This window comes from Pseudofrankia coriaricola (genome assembly GCF_032027725.1).
Taxonomy (GTDB): Bacteria; Actinomycetota; Actinomycetes; order Frankiales; family Frankiaceae; genus Pseudofrankia.
In genome coordinates this window covers 1-17,263 of the sequence record NZ_JASNFO010000069.1, presented here as the reverse complement: position 1 = coordinate 17,263, position 17,263 = coordinate 1, and the positions used below count along the sequence as shown (strand labels likewise).

Annotated in this window: 16 protein-coding genes; 8 read left to right on the top strand and 8 right to left on the bottom strand. The window is 70.9% G+C overall.

From position 1 onward, the window contains the following. Positions 1–20: 20 nt before the first annotated feature. Complete coding sequence (locus QOZ89_RS31240) at positions 21–377, bottom strand: MDR/zinc-dependent alcohol dehydrogenase-like family protein (protein WP_071047448.1); 357 nt, start codon at positions 375–377, stop codon at positions 21–23. A gap of 44 nt (positions 378–421) precedes the next feature. Between QOZ89_RS31240 and QOZ89_RS31235 the strand changes: the two genes are divergently transcribed. Next, positions 422–547: a hypothetical protein gene (locus tag QOZ89_RS31235; protein WP_274536498.1), complete on the top strand. Its 126-nt coding sequence runs from the start codon at positions 422–424 to the stop codon at positions 545–547. Positions 548–878: 331 nt separating this feature from the next. On the opposite strand, the gene QOZ89_RS31230 is transcribed toward QOZ89_RS31235, so the two are convergent. The 3 genes from QOZ89_RS31230 to QOZ89_RS31220 form a co-directional block, all read right to left on the bottom strand. Further along, a complete protein-coding gene (locus tag QOZ89_RS31230) occupies positions 879–1,379 on the bottom strand; it encodes a DinB family protein (protein WP_198543127.1) in 501 nt (166 codons plus the stop codon). Between the two features lie 144 nt (positions 1,380–1,523). Further along, entirely contained in the window at positions 1,524–2,078 is a 555-nt protein-coding gene (locus QOZ89_RS31225) for a Uma2 family endonuclease (protein ID WP_198543134.1), read from the bottom strand. 122 nt (positions 2,079–2,200) lie between these two features. After that, on the bottom strand, positions 2,201–3,727 hold the full coding sequence (locus tag QOZ89_RS31220; protein ID WP_083418269.1) for an acyl-CoA synthetase: 1,527 nt from the start codon (positions 3,725–3,727) through the stop codon (positions 2,201–2,203). A gap of 332 nt (positions 3,728–4,059) precedes the next feature. Between QOZ89_RS31220 and QOZ89_RS31215 the strand changes: the two genes are divergently transcribed. Continuing rightward, on the top strand, positions 4,060–5,643 hold the full coding sequence (locus QOZ89_RS31215) for a flavin-containing monooxygenase (protein ID WP_071047604.1): 1,584 nt from the start codon (positions 4,060–4,062) through the stop codon (positions 5,641–5,643). Between the two features lie 51 nt (positions 5,644–5,694). Here the strand turns inward: QOZ89_RS31215 and QOZ89_RS31210 are convergent, their stop codons facing one another. Then, positions 5,695–6,087 (bottom strand): nuclear transport factor 2 family protein, encoded by a 393-nt coding sequence (locus QOZ89_RS31210; protein ID WP_312627229.1) that lies wholly within the window; start codon positions 6,085–6,087, stop codon positions 5,695–5,697. Positions 6,088–6,188: 101 nt separating this feature from the next. On the opposite strand from QOZ89_RS31210, the gene QOZ89_RS31205 reads away from it, so the two are divergent. After that, complete coding sequence (locus QOZ89_RS31205) at positions 6,189–7,175, top strand: SDR family NAD(P)-dependent oxidoreductase (RefSeq protein ID WP_071047445.1); 987 nt, start codon at positions 6,189–6,191, stop codon at positions 7,173–7,175. Between the two features lie 24 nt (positions 7,176–7,199). Here QOZ89_RS31205 and QOZ89_RS31200 read toward each other — a convergent pair whose 3' ends face one another. Beyond that, on the bottom strand, positions 7,200–8,087 hold the full coding sequence (locus QOZ89_RS31200) for an LLM class F420-dependent oxidoreductase (RefSeq protein WP_312627227.1): 888 nt from the start codon (positions 8,085–8,087) through the stop codon (positions 7,200–7,202). A 147-nt stretch (positions 8,088–8,234) separates the two neighbouring features. Between QOZ89_RS31200 and QOZ89_RS31195 the strand changes: the two genes are divergently transcribed. Next, positions 8,235–8,759, top strand: coding sequence for a nuclear transport factor 2 family protein (locus QOZ89_RS31195; RefSeq protein ID WP_312627226.1), 525 nt, complete (start codon positions 8,235–8,237; stop codon positions 8,757–8,759). Between the two features lie 79 nt (positions 8,760–8,838). Further along, the gene (locus QOZ89_RS31190; protein WP_071047442.1) at positions 8,839–10,047 is read left to right on the top strand and encodes an amidohydrolase family protein; all 1,209 of its coding nucleotides are present in this window, start codon (positions 8,839–8,841) and stop codon (positions 10,045–10,047) included. Between the two features lie 162 nt (positions 10,048–10,209). Here QOZ89_RS31190 and QOZ89_RS31185 read toward each other — a convergent pair whose 3' ends face one another. Continuing rightward, complete coding sequence (locus QOZ89_RS31185) at positions 10,210–11,589, bottom strand: TetR/AcrR family transcriptional regulator (RefSeq protein WP_083418268.1); 1,380 nt, start codon at positions 11,587–11,589, stop codon at positions 10,210–10,212. A 192-nt stretch (positions 11,590–11,781) separates the two neighbouring features. After that, complete coding sequence (locus QOZ89_RS31180) at positions 11,782–14,247, bottom strand: CoA transferase (protein ID WP_312627223.1); 2,466 nt, start codon at positions 14,245–14,247, stop codon at positions 11,782–11,784. A gap of 305 nt (positions 14,248–14,552) precedes the next feature. On the opposite strand from QOZ89_RS31180, the gene QOZ89_RS31175 reads away from it, so the two are divergent. From QOZ89_RS31175 to QOZ89_RS31165, 3 genes are all read left to right on the top strand, one after another. Then, entirely contained in the window at positions 14,553–15,767 is a 1,215-nt protein-coding gene (locus QOZ89_RS31175; protein WP_312627221.1) for a cytochrome P450, read from the top strand. A gap of 9 nt (positions 15,768–15,776) precedes the next feature. Next, positions 15,777–16,682, top strand: a complete 906-nt coding sequence (locus QOZ89_RS31170) for an LLM class F420-dependent oxidoreductase (protein WP_071047440.1) — start codon at positions 15,777–15,779, stop codon at positions 16,680–16,682. A gap of 96 nt (positions 16,683–16,778) precedes the next feature. Next, positions 16,779–17,069 carry a DUF1330 domain-containing protein gene (locus QOZ89_RS31165; protein WP_312627219.1) on the top strand — a complete coding sequence of 97 codons (291 nt, stop codon included), beginning with the start codon at positions 16,779–16,781 and terminating at the stop codon, positions 17,067–17,069. Positions 17,070–17,263 lie beyond the last annotated feature (194 nt).

Genomic DNA, 17,263 nt, shown 5'->3' with positions numbered 1-17,263 from the left:
CCGGGCGCACGCGCCGACGACTACCTGACCACGGTGATTCTCGACGGCCTGCGGGCCGGCGGCGGCCAGGCGGCGGAGCCCGACGCGCCGTCCGGCCAGCCCGGCATCCGGCCAGGAGGCTCCCGGTCCTGAGACGGCCAACGCCTCCGGGTGGCGCCCGCGACCAGCCCGGTCAGCTCACGTAGCTCGTCGCCGACCGGCCAGTGGCCCCAGTAGCCCTGCACCCGCCGGCGCGCCGGGCTCGCCAGGACATCCGGCGCGAGCACCGTCGGCTCGCCGGAGATCGCGCCGACCGCGACCGCCGCCCCGCCCTCGCCCAGCAGCGGCACGGCGGCCGCGAGGACGGCGCCACCGACGATGTCGATCACGATGTCCACCGGGCCCGCCACGTCCGCGAGGTCGGTGACGACGGCGGCCGGAAGTGCTCTCGGACGCCGCGCGTACCGCGACCGTGCTGACCGCCCACGGCATAGACCTCACCGGGCCGCAACAGACCAAGACGATCACCACCTGCCAGTTCTTCGACCCTCCGGAAACGGCGTGGTAGCGGGTTCGCACACTCCCGGCGGAAGACAGACGCCGACGTCGACGTCTCGCTCAGCCACTCGAACCGGCCCAGGCGGCATCAGCGCGCCGCGAGCTTGATCAGCGGTTGTGTATGCGGAAATGCGACAAATCGGGCGATGGCGCGCCCGACCGCATACCCAGCGGGAGATCACGGGCTCGACCCGGTCGGCGCCAGCATGATGATCGCCGGCTGGGTAGGGGAACGGGCGCCCCCGGTTCGCCGTCGGCCGGGTTTGAGCGGGGCGCAATGAGTAGCGGATTTCCAGCTTGACCCCGGCTTGACCCGTCGCAGTCGCGAGACGGGCGAGGGGTCAGCCGAGAACGCCGGTGGCGCCGTCGGTCAGCTCGCGCAGGATGTCGGCGTGGCCCGCGTGGCGGGCGGTCTCCTCGATCATGTGGACGTAGATCCAGCGCACCGACACCTCGCCCGCGTCTGGGTGCGGCACGACGTGGTCCAGCGCGAACCCGGCCGCCGCCGCACGGGACTGGGCGCAGGCTTGGTCGTACTCCTTGAGCAGCGCGCCCAGCGCGTCGGCGTCGGTGAGCGCCCAGGAGCTCTCGGGCAGATCCGGGTTCTCGCCCGTCAGCCGGTGAAACCAGTTGCGCTCGACCGTGGTCAGGTGCCGGACCAGGCCCGCGAGCGTGGTGGCCGACGGCACGAGCCGCCGCCTGGCCTCCTGATCGCCGACGCCCAGCACCTTGTGCGCGACGACGTCCCGGTAGAAGTCCAGGAACGCCTCCAGGATCTCGCGTTCCCCGGCGGTGTTCGCCTGCATCACCCGCAGGGCCGGCGGGCGCGGAGATGGTTCCATGCCGAGGACCGTAGCCCGCGACACCATCCTGCGCGGCACCGGTGGAGATTCGATCCGTGGTCCGTGTACAGGCGTGCTGCCAGCGGGCCAGCAGCTATCTAGCCGGCCCCGGTCACGACCGTGGAGGGCGAAGGCCGCGCACGGCTACAGGTGGATCAGGTCGATCTTCACGGGGAACGGAGCCGTGGCCTCGACGATGCCCGTGTGACTGACGCCGGCGCGGTAGCTCGCAGTCGCCTGGTCGAGGGCATAGGTGTGCGCGAGCGGCACGCCGGATGGAGATACCTCGATCCGCCAGAAGAAGGGGATGCCGGCCCTGGCGTACTGGGTGGGCTTGAAGAACCGGTCGGTGGCCTCCGAGCCGGGTGACACGATTTCGACGACGAGCAGCACGTGCTCCGGACGGGTCGGATAGATATGAAGCGTGTCGGCGCGATACACGACGACATCCGGGCGCCGGACCGTGAGCGGCACGTCCTGCAATCTGACATCGAAGTCCGTATCCGCGATCCAGTCCGGCCGACCGGAGGCGTCCAGCGCGTTCGCGACGGTCCGGGCCAGCCGGTTGTGGTACTTCAGGGCGCTGGGGGCCACGACGACCATCCCGTCCACGATCTCGATGCCGGCGCTCTGCTCCTTGGACCACGAGTCGTACTGCTCCGCCGTGATCTGTTCGTGCATCCAGGCGGGAGCGACCATCTCCGTGCTCACGACGGCCTCCCGGGACTCCACAGCGATCCTCTGATCTCCCCTGTCAGGGTAGCGCGGCCGATCCATGGCACCGAGGCGTTGACGCGGTGACCAGGCTTCTCGGACCGCTCTTACGGCTGGCCGCGCAGCTCGCGCTTGAGGATCTTGCCTGACGGGTTGCGGGGGAGGGCGTCGATGAAGGTGACCGCCTTCGGCACCTTGAACTTCGCGAGGCTGCCGCGGCAGTGGTCGATGAGCTCGTCCGCGGTGACGGAGACTCCCGGCCGCGGCGCGACGAACGCGACCGGCACCTCGCCCCACTTCTCGTCGGGACGGCCGACGACGGCGGCCTCGAGCACCGCCGGGTGCTCGTAGAGGACGCGCTCGACCTCGGAGCCGGCGATGTTCTCCCCGCCGGAGAGGATCATGTCCTTGAGGCGGTCGACGATGAAGACGTAGCCGTCGGAGTCGCGCGTGCCGATGTCGCCGGTGTGGAACCAGCCGCCGGCGAAGGCACGGTCGGTCGCCTCGGGGTCCCGCCAGTAGCCCTTGAAGACCTTCGGCCCGCGCAGCACGATCTCGCCGGCCTCGCCGGCGGGCAGCGGCCGACCGTCCTCGTCCCAGATGTCGAGCTCCAGGTACAGGCATTCCCGGCCGACGCTGCCGCGCTTCGCGCGGATGCTGCCGGCGTCGAGGAAGGTGTCGCCGGAGACCGTCTCGGTGAGACCGTAGGCGTCGGCGAACCAGGCCGACGGGAAGACCTTCTGGATGCGGTCGATGAGGGGCAGCGGCATCTTCTCGCCGCCGCCGATGAGTACGCGGACCGAGGACAGGTCGCGCTCGTCGACCCCCGGCAGGTCGAGGACCGCGCGGACCATCGCCGGCGCCATCCACACCACGGTGATCCGTGACCGTTCGATGTCGCCCACCACGCGGGCGGCGTCGAAGGTCTGGTGGATGTGGGTCGTCCCGCCCGCCGCGATGATCGACGTGGTCACGAGGTCGAGGGCGCCCACGTGGTACAGCGGGCCGCAGGCGAGGCCGATGTCCGCGGCGGTGAAGCCGAACTCGGTGATGTGTGCGTAGTTCTTCCACGCGAGGTTGGCGTGCGTGATCATCACGCCTTTGGGGCGGCCGGTGGTGCCCGAGGTGTACATGAGCCGCTGGAGGTCGTCGCCGGCGGTCTGGGCGCGCTCGGCCGGCGGCGCCGAGTCGTCGCCGAGGTCGGCGAAGCGCTCCCACCCGTCGGGGGCCTCCGGCGCGATGGCGATGCGAGACAGGGCCGGCAGCTGCTTGGTCGCGTCGGTTCCGAGCGTGACCAGCTCGTGGTCCACCACGAGGGCGCGGGCCTGGGCGTGGTCGAGGATGTACTCCAGCTCCGGCGCGGCGAGCCGCCAGTTGAGCGGCATGACGGCCGCGCCGAGGTAGTTCGCCGCGAAGATCGTCGTCAGGAAGTCGACGCTGTTGTAGGCGAGCAGGGCGACGACGTCACCCGCGCCGATCCCGCGCGCCCGCAGGCCGGCGGCCACGGCCGCCGCGTCCTCGAGCGCCTGCCGGTAGGTGACGGTGGCGCCTTCATAGACGGCGAAGGACTTCTCCGGAGCGCGGTCCGCGTGGTGGGCGAGGACGCCGACCCAGTTCATGTCCGGAGCGCTCATCGTGCCTGCCTCCACCTAGTGATCTCGAGACAGCGGCCTCCGGGTGTGCGAAAGAAGATCATTTTCGCACACCCTTTGGCCTCTGGACCGACCGGTACAAACAGCGTGACGGTAGCCGGATCTCCCGGCCGGTTCAATGGGTGCCCGCGATGTCTCGGGCCAGGCGGGGGCCCGCCTGGCCCGTCCGGCCGGGAACTTCGTCGCCTTGACGCTCCTGAGCGCGTCGGGATAGCTTCATGGAATCTCTGGACCGGTCGGTACAAAAGATCTTGATTCAGAGAATCTCGATGCAAGAGATCTCCATGAGTGCCGCCGCGACCGATGTGGGAGACATGGGAAAAGCAGACGTCGACATCGTCATCGTGGGCGCGGGCATCCTGGGGATCAACCAGCTCTACCGTGCGCGGCGGGACGGGTACTCCGTGCAGTTGCTCGAACAGGGTGACGGCGTGGGCGGTACCTGGTACTGGAACCGCTACCCCGGGTGCCGCTTCGACTCCGAGAGCTACACCTATGGATACCTCTTCTCGGAGGAGCTCTGGCGCGAGTGGGAATGGAGCGAGGAGTTCGCCGCCCAGCCGGAGACCGAGCGTTACATCAACCACGTGGTCGACCGGTTCGACCTTCGCGGCTCCATCAGGTTCGGTAGCAAGGTCGTCGCCGCCGAGTGGGACGAGGCCTCGCGGACATGGACGACGCGGACCGCTGACGGTCACGTCGTCCGCTCGACCTACCTGATCGGCGCGACCGGCGTGCTCTCGGTGCCGTTCTACCCGGACGTGCCCGGCCGCGCCGAGTTCGCCGGCGAGCAATACCACACCGGGCGCTGGCCGGCGACACCCGTCGACTTCGCCGGCAAGCGCGTGGCGGTGATTGGCACGGGGTCCTCCGGCGTGCAGGTCGCGCCGCTCATCGCCGAGCAGGCGGCGTCGCTCACGCTGTACCAGCGGACACCGTCGTGGTGCACCCCGCTCAACAACCACCCGATCTCCGCCGAACAGCAGGCCGAGCTCAAGGCCAGCTTCGAGAAGATCCGGGACGCTCTCGCGGTCTCGGTCGCGGGCTTCCTGCACGAGCCCTCGGGCCGCAAGACCTTCGACGACACGCGGGAACAGCGCTGGGAGTTCTACGAGCGCGTCTGGAACAGCCCCGGGTTCGCCAAGATGAGCGGCAACTACGAGGACATGCTGCTGGACCCGAAGGCGAACAAGGAATGGTGCGACTTCCTCGAGGAGAAGATCCGCGGCCTCGTCAAGGACCAGGCGGTCGCCGACCTGCTCGTTCCCGACCTCGGGTACGGCGCCCTGCGGCCGCCGTTCGTCGCCGGCTACTACGAGATGTTCAACAACCCGGTCGTCGAGCTGGTCTCCACCCGCCACACCCCGTTCGTCCGCGTCACCGAGGCCGGCATCGAGACGACGGACGGACTGCGTGAGTTCGACATCATCGTCTGGGCGACCGGCTTCGACTTCGGCACGGGCGCGATGCTGCGGATGGGCATCCGCGGCGCGGACGGGCTGACCCTGAACGAGTACTGGGCGGACGGCCCGCATACCTTCCTGGGCGTGATGTGCCATCACTTCCCGAACTTCTTCTTCCCGGGTGGCCCGCATGGGGCGGCGGGCAACAACCCGCGCTACGGCGGCGACCAGGTCGACTTCGTCGCCGATCTGCTCGACCACGCGCGCGAACACGGCCACGACCGCATCGAGGTCCCGCTCGAGGCCGAGGAGAGATGGGCCGCCACGATGACGAAGGCCCTGCAGTACTCCACCTTCATCGAACACGGCCAGTACTACGGGACGAACGTGCCGGGCAAGCCACGGCGGTTCCTGCTGAACCCGGCCGGCCGGCCGGCCCTGCTGCGGGTGATGGCGAAATCCGGCGAGAGCGGCTACGCGGGCTTCCTTGCCTGACCGGGCCGAATCCTGGGCCACGCGGCCGCGTGGCCCAGGATCTCGAACCGCTTAGACGAAGACCAGCTCACGGCTCGCGAAGAGCCACTGCTCGCCGCTGGCGCGCAGGCGATCGGTGTAACGGCCGACGAGCCTGACCGACCAGCCCTTCTCGCCCTTGACCAGGAAGAGCAGGTCGCTCGTCGCCGACGCCGACTCGCCGTCGAAGTCGGTCACGTGGATGTTCAGCACGACGTGCCGCTGGGGCACCCCCGGCGTCAGCTTGGAGTAAGTCGCGCGGATCGCGTCGTGGCCGTGCAGCACCTCCGAGCCGGGGAAGGACGCCGACCCGGCGGGCAGGAACGTGGCGACGACGTCCTCGGTGCGGGCGTCGTCCACAGCCTGCGCGTACGCGGCGATGGTGTCGCGGATCCTCGCGACGGCATCGGCATAGTCGGCGCTCATGCGGCTCCTCCGGAGTAGGTTGACCGATCGGTACAAGAAAGCCTAGCGTCACGTCCGCCCTGGTGCGGGCGCCCGCCGTGGAGAGGAAGGGTGCCACCCCGATGAGCAGGATCTCCTTCGACGGACGGGTCGCGGCGGTGACGGGCGCCGGCCGCGGCATCGGACGGGCCTACGCGGTCTTGCTGGCCCAGCTCGGGGCCAAGGTGGTCGTCAACGACCTCGGCGGCTCCTCGACGGGCGCGGGGGCCGATCCGGCCCCGGCGAACAAGGTCGTCGACCGGATCCGTGCCGCCGGTGGCACCGCGATCGCGAACCTCAGCGACGTGTCGACCGTCGAGGGCGGACAGTCGGTCGTGGACGCCGCCATCGGCGAGTTCGGGCGCATCGACGTCCTGATCAACAATGCCGGGAACATGGTGTGGGCGGGCCTCCCTGACATCGACCTCGCCAATCTCGAGGCGCATCTGGACGTACACGTGAAGGGCTCGTTCAACACCGTGCGCGCGGCGTGGCCGTACATGGTGGAGCAGGACTACGGGCGCATCGTGCTGACGACGTCGATCGGCATGTTCGGGCTCTCGGACAACCTCGGCTACGCGACGTCGAAGGCATCGATGATCGGCATGGCCCGGAGCATGACCGCGGCGGCCGGCAAGCAGAACATCCGGATCAACTGCATCGGCCCGAACGCGATGACCCGGCTTGCCAACAAGCCCGCGGCCAGCGCCCCCACCGACGGCACCCCGACGGGCGATGCGCCGGTGGACGCCGCCCCGCGCAACGACGCCCCGATAAGCGAGGGATTCCGCCCCGTCTTGGACCTGAGCCCGGCCGCGGTCGCCCCCATGGTCGCCTACCTGGCGCACGAGGAGTGCGGGGTCAGCGGCGAGGTGTACCTGGCGGGTGGGGGCCGGTTCGCCCGGCTCTTCGTCGGTGTCACGGAGGGCTACCTCAACCCCGACCCGGCCAAGGTCGACGTCGACGACGTCGCCGCCAACTGGGCGGCCATCCAGGACGAGACCGGCTACTACGTGCCGAGCGACCCCGTGGACTGGTCGACGCACTTCATGAGCCACCTCTACGAGTAGCCACCTCTACGAGTAGCGGCGTCGCTAGCCGAGGACGGCGTCGGCTCGCTGCTTCATCTCGGCGATGAAGTCGAGGTGCTGGTCGAGGGTGGTCAGCCCGTTGCGGGCGCTGGTCACGGCGACGTCGGTCGCGCCGGCGTCGCGCAGCCGCGGGAGGGCCGCCACCGTCTGCCCGAGCCAGCTGCCCGGTTCGTTCGGCAGCAGGTTGAACAACGCCCGGAAGTCCTCCGGGGCGCGGCCCTCCGCGCGCAGCAGCTCCTGGACCCGCTGCCAGGCGAGCGTGGCCTCCTCGCGAAGTCCGTAGCCGAAGATGAACCCGTCGGCGAGGCGGGCCGCGCGGCGGAACGCGGCCTCGGACGAGCCGCCGAGCCAGATGGGGATCGGCCCGTTCGGCGGTGGACACAGGGCGGCGCGGTCGATCTGGTCGAACCGGCCGCTGAACTGCTGGGGCTCGCCGGACCACAGCCGGCGAAGGTAGGGGATCTGCTCGTCGAGCCGGCGGCCACGGGTGGTCCAATCCCGCCCGAGCGCGTGATATTCGACGGCGTTGTAGCCGATGCCGACGCCGAGCCGCAGCCGTCCATCCGAGAACAGGGCGACGTCGGCCGCCTGCCGGGCGACCAGGACCGTCTGGCGCTGGGGGAGCACCAGGATGCCCGTGACGAGCTCGATCCGCCGGGTGACGGCGGCGAGGTAGCCGAAGGCGACCAGCGGGTCGTGGAACGGGTCCTTCTCGTCATAGGAGCGCTCCGGCAACGGCGGCTGCCGGTCCACGCCGTGGACGGCGCCGACGACGTGGTCGTACAGCAGCAGATGGTCGTACCCGAGCTGCTCGGCGGCCACCGCGAACTGGCGGAGCGCCTTGGGATCGCCGGCCAGCTCGTTCTGCGGGAAGGTGACGCCCAGCCTCATCCAGATCGCCTCCGTAGTCCCTGCGCGGGGCCCCTCATGATCGCGGCGCAGTGCGTCCGAGCCCTGGCGGCCCAGGTCGACGGTTCATATGATGCACGTGGCCGTGCACTATATGGTCCACACCGAGCGGAGAGCGATCAGACGACGGTGAGCGGCACGGAGGCCCAGACGCTGGCGGAGCTCGCGGCGCGTGAGGCGATTCGCCAGCAGCTGCACAACTACTGCCGCGCGATGGACCGCCGCGACGACGAGCTCGGATACGCCGTCTGGCACGAGGACGGCACGGCGGACTACGGCGCGTCGGTCTTCCAGGGCGCGGGCCGCGACTTCGTGGATCAGGTGTCGCGAAACCATCTCCGGCGCTCGGCGCACTCCCACCAGATCGCGACCATCGGGATCGAGGTCCGGGGGGACCGCGCGGCCAGTGAGTCGTACGTCACGGTGCGCCTTCGCACCGCCGTGGCCGGTGGCTTCACCGAGGAGCTCTACGTCGGCCGCTACCTGGACCGCTGGTCGCGCCGGGACGGCCGGTGGGCCGTCGACCATCGCGTGTGGGTCCTGGACTTCGACGAGCAGGACCGGCCGGCGACGGCCCGGCTGCCCGGTGGTGGCAGCCGCGACACCGCCGACCCGTCCTACGAGCTGTTCCGCGGCCTGCGCGCCGACACCTGAAGCGCGGCCTCCGGGCAGGAGGCTTCGCCATCCTGCCCGGGTGTTGACACGAGTGTTAGAAACGCCCTATGGTCGGAACATGACCAGTGCCAGGTTCCCTGTGTTCGACGCGGACAACCACCTGTACGAGACGCGCGATGCACTCACGAAGTACCTGCCCGACAGGTACAAGGGCGCCATCGACTACGTCGACGTGCACGGCCGCACGAAGATCGTGGTGCGGGGGCAGATCTCGAACTACATTCCGAACCCGACGTTCGATGTGGTCGCGCGCCCCGGTGCCCAGGAGGAGTACTACCGGAAGGGAAATCCGGACGGTAAGAGCCGCCGGGAGATCTTCGGCGCACCGATCAAGGCGCTCCCGGCCTTCCGCGAGCCGGCCGCGCGCCTGGAGCTCATGAACGAGCAGGGCGTCAACCGCACGCTGCTGTTCCCGACCCTCGCCAGCCTGGTCGAGGAGCGCATGCGCGACGACCCGGACCTGATTCACGCGGTGGTCCACTCGCTCAACGAGTGGATCTACGAGACGTGGCAGTTCAACTACGAGGACCGGATCTTCACCACGCCGGTCATCACCCTGCCGATCGTGGACAAGGCCCTCGAGGAGCTGGACTGGGTGATCGAGCGCGGCGCCAAGGTCGTGCTCATCCGGCCCGCGCCGGTGCCGGGTTTCCGTGGCTCGCGGTCCTTCGGTTTCCCCGAGTTCGACCCGGTGTGGCAGAAGATCGTCGACAACAACCTGGTCGTCGGCATGCACTCGTCCGACTCGGGTTACGAGCGCTACACCAACGACTGGTACGGCAACAACAGCGAGTTCCTGCCGTTCCAGCCGCAGGCGTTCCGCATGCTCTCCGCGTGGCGCCCGATCGAGGACTCCGTGGCGGCCCTGGCCTGCCACGGCGCGCTCACCCGGTTCCCGGACCTGAAGGTCGCCGTCATCGAGAACGGCGCCGCCTGGGTGGCTCCGCTGATGAAGGCGCTGAAGGACCTCTACAAGAAGATGCCGCAGGACTTCCCGGAGAACCCGGTCGAGGCCATCCGCCGCTGCATCTACATCTCCCCCTTCTGGGAGGAGAACTACGCGGAGCTCGCCGAGCTGCTCGGTGAGGAGCACGTCCTGTTCGGGTCGGACTACCCGCACCCGGAGGGCCTGGCCGAGCCGGCCAAGTACGCCGAGGACCTGCTGGCCTACATCGACGACGAGGAGCGGGTCGCCAAGTTCATGGGCGGCAACATGGCCAAGCTCCTGGGCTACCCGGCAAAGCTCGAAAGCCCCGTCGGCGTCTGAGACGCGACGGGAGCCGCACGAGTCCCGGACGTTCGAGTCCATCGCTCCGGACCGGTGCCGCGCCGATGACGCGGTACCGGTCCGGAGCTTTTTTCAGAGCGGGCGGGAGACCGGCCACGACGGCCCGTGACTCGGCCGCGGGGCCGTGTGTCTGGCCGTCCGTCAGGTGGATGCGCGCTGCTGGCCGAGCAGGCCGCCCTCGAGCACGTGGACGGCGGCCTCCAATGTCTCCGCCGAGCGGTGGCCGCCGCCGAACACGTCCAGCAGCGCCATCGCCACGATCGCCTCGGCGTCGACGTCGCCGAAGCCACGCGGCGCCAGGAAGTGGGCGAGCTGGCGGCGGCCCCAGTCGAGGGCCGCGGCCGCGTCGGTGCCGAGCACCGCCTCGTGCAGTGTCGCGTCGACCCAGATCCTGATGATCCCGGCCTCGGAGACCTGCGTCTCGTTGTACGTGCGCAGCCAGTCCCGCAGGGCCGCCGTCGACCAGGCCTTTCCTGACCCGGGCGCGGGTGGTGTGGGGATCGCGGCGAGCGTGCTGGACAGCGGCGTCATCGCGGTCAGCACGAGAGTGCGCGCGAGGTCGGCCTTGTTGGCGAAGTAGCGGTAGAAGATGCCGTGCGACAGGCCGGCGGCCGCGGCCACGTCGTCGACGCGGGCGCCGTGGTACCCACGCTTGTTGAAGACCTCGTACCCGGCCGAGAGCAGCGCGTCGTAGGTGGCCCGCGCGGCGTCGGTGAGCGCGGAGCGCCGGGCCGGCGCCGCGCCCGCCCGGCGGTCGAAGTCGATGAACGGCACCTCGCCGGCGTCGTGGCCGTGCGCGTTCACGCCGGGAACGAGGCCGAAGAAGGCCCGGTGGATGACGTCCGCGAGCGCGTCCTCGACCCGCGCGCGGGGGTACGCACGCGGGGCCGCGTGGCGCAGGATCTCGGCCGAGTAGTAGGTGCGGGCCGTGGCACCCAGGAGCAGGCCGATCACCGCGTCGGCCTCGTGGTGGGCCAGCGTGGTCGAGGTGAGTCTGGACCGGATCAGCGCGATGTTCGTCGTCGCGGCCTGCACATTGAGCGCCTTGAGGCTCAAGGTCTCCCTGGCCGCGCTCTCGAAGACGTGGAACACGGCGCCGAAGTGCTCGTAGATGTCCGCGTACCGTTCCACCCACTCGCGGATCGTCGTCCAGCCCGCCGCGTCCGGGGTCAGCGGCCCCATCGCCTCGACCGAGGCGCCGACCTGGCGGGCCACCTGCCCGGCCAGATACCGAAGCACGTCCTCCTTGCTGGAGAAGTACTGGTAGAACGCCACCCGGGAGCAGCCGGCGCGCTTGGCGAGGTCGGCGACGCTGGCGGTGTGGTAGCCGCCCTCGCCGAACACCTGCAGCGCCGCCGCCACGATGCGCTGCTGGGTGAGCCGCCCGCGCTGACCGACCGTGGGGTTGTTGGCGAACGGGACGCGGCGGGCGATCGACTCCGGCGCGGGTACACCCCCTGCGTCGACGATGGGTGCCCGCTCCACGGGCCGGCCCGCTGAGCGGGTCGGATCGCTCGCCATGATCCTGTCAGTATCTCAAATTGAACGAGAACGAACGTACGGACTTCACCAGCGACCTGGAGCGTGTGACGAAGGCTTGGCCGTCACTGGCCATCAAGCGAAGGCCTGGCCATGAGACGAAGGCCTGGCTACGAAGCCGACGACCGGCCACGAGCCCGGCCTGGGAACGGGCGGGCTCGTGGCCGGGAGGCGTCAGCCAGGCGTGCCGACGGCGCGCGGTGCCTCGGCGGGGATCGCGCCGCCGGCGGCGAGGGCCGCGCGGGCGTCCGCGTCGAAGCCGACGGCGTCGAGGACCTCGGCGGTGTGCTCACCGAGGCCGGGGATCGCGACCCGTACGGCGGGGCGGCCCTCGGGGCCCAGCCGCAGCGCGAACCCGGGCTGCTCGGTCAGGCCACGCGCTCCCCAGTCGAAGGCGACCGTGCGGCCGAGCTCGCGGTCCACCGGGTCGTCGACGATGTTCGAGACGAATCCCGACCGGTCCACCTCGGCGACCAGCTCCGCCGGCACGCCGGCCGCGCGCAGCCGGGCTGTCCAGGCCGCCGCGCCGTCCTCGCGGAAGGCGGCCTCGAGGATCTCCTCGGCGGGCTGGCGCTCGCCCGGCAGGGTCCGCAGCGGTGGCGGCGTCGCGGGCAGGTTCGCGAGCAGCGTCCCCCGCCCCGCCGGCAGACCGGCCGTGACCGCGTCGCGCAGGCGCCCCCACGCCTCGGCGTCCGGGACCGCGAGGGCGAGCCAGGCGCCGTCACCAGCCTGGTAGATCCGGTAGGCCGCGCCGTAGCCGGTCTGCTCGGCGTCGAGCGCCGGCCCGGCGACCACCGTGGCCCCGCCGGCCGGCGCGCCGTCCGAGCCCGGGCCGCCCAGGCGGGTCGGGCCGCCCGCGTCAGCCGGGTCGCTCGCGTCGGCTGGGTCGCCGGCGTTGACGACGAACGCGCCGGACTTCAGCATCAGGCCGGCCCCGAGCAGTGACGTGCTGACGGACTGCCCGCCGCCGTGGCGGCGGCGCGCGTACAGGCCCGCGAGGATCCCGCAGGCCGCGACCCAGCCGCTCGCCGAGTCGATCGCGCCCCAGACGAGGAACGTCGGCGCCTGGCCGGCGCCGCCCTGGGAGCCCTCGACACCGGAGAGCGCCTGCATGAGGTGGTCGTTGGCCGGCAGCTTCGCGCGCGGGCCGGTCGCGCCGAAGCCGCTCGCGTGGCAGTAGACGGCGTTCGGGTTGGCAGCGCGCACGGTGGCCTCGTCGTAGCCGAGCCGTTCGGCGAGCCCCACCCGCGCGTTGTGGTGGACGACGTCGCTGTCGCGGAAGAGCGCGGCGAGGACGCCCGCGGCGCCGGGCGCCTTGAGGTCGAGCGCGACGGCCCGCTTGCCGCGCTGGCCGGCGGCGAACATGGGCTCCATGTTCCGGTGGATGTCGCCGGTCACCGGCTCGACCTTGACGACGTCGGCGCCCAGTTCCGCCAGCACCGCCGTCGCGACCGGCCCGGCGAGGTAGGCGGACAGGTCGAGCACCCGCACACCCGACAGCAGCCGCCCGGTGCCCGCCGTGGGGCCGTTCGTCGGCGCGGGGACGGGCGAGGCGGCGGGGGCCGCGGGGGTGACGCGCGCTATCGGGCCTAGGACGGTGATCCGGCCGTGGTCGGGGTCGCCATGGCCGACGGACAGCCCGGTGCGGCGTACGTGGTCGTCCAGGAGCGCCTCGCCGGGGCGCAGCACCGGCTCGCAGCGGAAGTTGTGGCCGGCGAGGTCGGCGAGCCAGGCGGCGCGGGGTCGGCCCGCGAACGCCGCGGCCCAGCGGGCGCCGCGCTCGACCATCGCGCCGCTCATCAGGTCGGCGTTGTAGCCGCGCTCACTGGGAGGCTCGCCGAGGTACGCGAGGAACTCCTCGTAGGCGCCCTTGGCGCCGAACCAGAGCTGGATGTACTCGCCGTCGGCACACCGGTAGGCGAGGCTCTCCTTGGGGCCTTGATCCTTCCAGAGCAGCGTCGTCGTGGGGGAGGGGTGCTCCACGCGGCCGATGATCATGGGGAGCAGGGCGCGCAGGCCGTCGGCGAGCGAGGTCTCCGCCCAGCCGCCGCGCCCGGTCGCGGCCCGCTCGTAAAGCCCGGCGAGCGCGCCGACCGTCGCCGCGAGCCCCGCGCCCGCGCTCGCGACCGTGAGGTCCGCGAAGGCCGGGCGGCCAGGCTGGTGGCATCTGATCTGGGTGAGCAGCCCGGTGCGGGCGGCGAGCAGCAGCTCCAGGTCGGCGAGCGCGCCGCGAGCGGTGTAGCTGGGCCGGGTGCGGACCACCACCAGGGCCGGGTTGGCGCGGGCGAGGTCCGGGTAGCCCAGCCCGCGGCGCTCGATCGCCTCCTCCGGGCCGGTGAGGAACAGGACGTCGGCGGACCTGGCGAGCGCCGCGGCCGTCGCCGCCGCGCCGTCGGGGTCCGCGGCGTCGTCGGCCTCGACGATCTCCTTCCCGCGGTCCCAGACGCGGGCGAACTCCACCCCGGTGTCGAGCGCCGGTCGCCGTGCCGAGCGGACCCGGGTCACCTGGGCACCGAAATCGCGCAGCATCGCACCCGGCAGGCTGCCGGCCAGGCCGGCCCCGACCACGCTGGTACCGAAGGCGACCTCGACAACTCGTATGCCGGCAAGCGGGCCCTGGCCCATCGTCTCGGTGGTCATCCGCGTTCCTTCCGCCTCGCGGCGGCCGGCACCGGGCTGGCCGCGGATTTATCATTAATGAGTAGATACTCATCGGCCGGTGCAGATGCGCGCAACAGGCGACCTGCCCTTCGCCTGCCCTTCGCCCGCCCGCCCGCGGCCGGAAGCGGCCGTGGGCGGCCGTCGGCGATGACTCGGCGCGCGGCGGAGGCGTCCACCATGGTTGCCTCGGCCTTCATATCGGTGACATGCTGCTGCCGCGAATATGGCTTGGCTGCCGCTGTGGCCGGTGGTCGGTGCCCTGGGGCGGATGGAGGCGTTCAGGCGTGACGGAGCTCGACTTATCGGCCGCCGTGGCGGACCGGGGGGTCTACTACGACCCCTACGACGTGGAGATCGACAACGACCCGTACCCGGTGTGGAAGCGGATGCGCGACGAGACGCCGCTGTACCACAACGCCGAGCACGGCTTCTACGCCCTGAGCCGGTGGGACGACGTCGACGAGGCGCTCGTCGATCACCGGACCTATCTGTCCGGCCAGGGCTCCGTCCTGGAGATGATCAAATCTGACGCGCCGATCCCGCCGGGCATGATCCTGGCCGAGGACCCGCCGCTGCACGACCTGCACCGCGCGCTGCTGTCCCGGGTGTTTACCCCAAAGCGGATGGCCGCCCTGGAGCCGCGGGTGCGCGAGCTCACCGTTCGCACGCTGGACCAGTTCGTTGGCGAGCCGGGGTTCGACTTCGTCGCCGACCTGGGCGCCTACATCCCGATGCGGGTGATCGGCATGCTGCTCGGCATCCCCGAGAGCGACCAGGAGGCGATCCGAGACCGGAGCAACGCGCGCCACACTCTCAGGCAGGGCGAGGTCCCGAGGATCTCCGACATGACCGCCTCGATGGCGGAGTTCGCCGAGTACGTCGACTGGCGGGTCGACCACCCGTCGGACGACCTCATGACCACGCTGCTGAACGTCGAGTTCCGCGACGAGACCGGGACGACCCGCCGGCTGAACCGTACCGAGATCCTTCTCTACGTCATTCTGCTGGCCGGCGCCGGCAATGAGACGACCCGCCGGCTGATCGGCTGGACCGGCCAGCTGCTCGCCGACCACCCGGACCAGCGCCGGGCGATCGCCGCCGGCACCTCCACGGTCAACCAGGCGATCGAGGAGATCCTGCGCTACGAGTCGCCGTCGCCGGTGCAGGCCAGGGTCCTGTCGCGGGACGTCGAGCTGCACGGCCAGGACGTGGCGGCGGGCAGCATCGTGCTGTTGCTGAACGGCTCGGCCAACCGGGACGAGCGGCGCTTCCCCGACGCCGACAGGTTCGACATCAACCGGGACGCCGAGCGCCATCTCGCGTTCGGCCGGGGCATCCACTTCTGCATGGGCTCCTCGCTTGCCCGCACCGAGGGCAGGGTTGTGCTGGAGGAAGTGCTCAAGCGGTGGACGGACTGGGAGGTGGACTATCCGAACGCGGTCCTCGACCACACGTCCACGACACGCGGTTGGATGCGTCTGCCGATCCGCACGGTGTAGGAGGGTTATATGCGCTTCATCCTGCATTACCCGGAGACCAACGGGACCAGCCGCGACATGCTCGACGCCGGGCCGCTGGACGAGGTCGCCGTCGCCGCCGAGAAGGCCGGCTTCGACGCGATCTCGCTCACCGAGCACCCGGTACCCGGCGCCAAGTGGCTGGAGACGGGCGGGCACCAGAGCCTTGACCCGTTCGTCGCGCTCGGCTTCGCGGCGGCGGCGACCACCCGGCTGCGGCTGATGACGAACCTGGTCGTCGCGCCGTACCACAACCCGTTCACGCTGGCGAAGGCCGCCGCGACCGTCGACAAGCTCTCCGGCGGCAGGTTGATCCTGGGCATGGGCACGGGCTACCAGAAGTCCGAGTTCTTCGCCCTCGGCGTCGACCTGGCGGAACGGGCCGCGCTGTTCGACGAGACGCTCGACGTGCTGCCGCTGCACTGGCGCGGCGAGCCGTTCAGCTACAAGGGCCTGCACTTCGACGCCCGCAACGTCATCGCCCGGCCGAAGCCCGTCCAGGACCCGATCCCGATCTGGGTCGGCGGCAACTCGGGCCGTGCCCGGCGCCGCGCCGCCGAGAAGGGGCAGGGCTGGCTGCCAATGATGGCCAGCCCCCAGGTGGCCGTCACCGCCCAGACGATGGCGATCACCTCGCGGGAGCAGCTCGCCACCCTGATCCAGGGAGTCAAGGACGCGGCCGCCGCCGCCGGGCGCCCCGGTCCGCTGGACTTCACGTCGTCCTACAACGACGCCACGTTCACCGACGCGCCGACGGCGGACGCCGACCGGCACCGCGAGCAGTGGGCGGAGCTGGAGAAGATCGGGGTCACCTGGCTGGTGATCTCCTGCCACTCCACCTCCCCCGAGCAGACCTTCGACTTCATCGAGGCATTCGGCGGGACATACCTGTCCTGACCGGGGACCGGCCCGGCGATGACGGCGGCTGCGCGTGGTGGAGGGCTGTGGTTGCATCGCCGCGGGACGTTTTGTGCGGACATGAAGGAGCGGGCCATGCCGAAGGCGTATGTCGTGTTGACAGAGGCGATCAAGGACCCGGACGGGATGGCCGAGTACGCGAAGGTCGCCGGGGCTTCGTTCGCGGGCGTCGCCGGGCGGCCACTCGCCCTCGGCCCGGTCTCCGAGGTCCTTGAGGGCGAGTGGCATGGCAACCAGACGGTCATCCTCGAGTTCGACTCGGTCGAGGAGGCCAAGGCCTGGTACACGTCCGAGGCCTATGCCAAGGCGATCCCGCTGCGCCAGGCCGCCGCGGACTGCAATGCCGCGATCATTCCCGGCTTCTGACACGAAGAAGCTTCTGAGACGAAGAAGAGCGCCGACGGGCGAGCCGGCCCTGGGCGTCGAGCTGAGCGAGCCTGGCTGGCGGTCTGTCCGATAACGACGAAGGGGCGGTGGTGGGCCTGAGCCCACCACCGCCCCTTGGCGCGTCGGCCGGTTAAAAGAACGTGAAGGGCCCCGCGGGGGAGTGGCCCCAGACC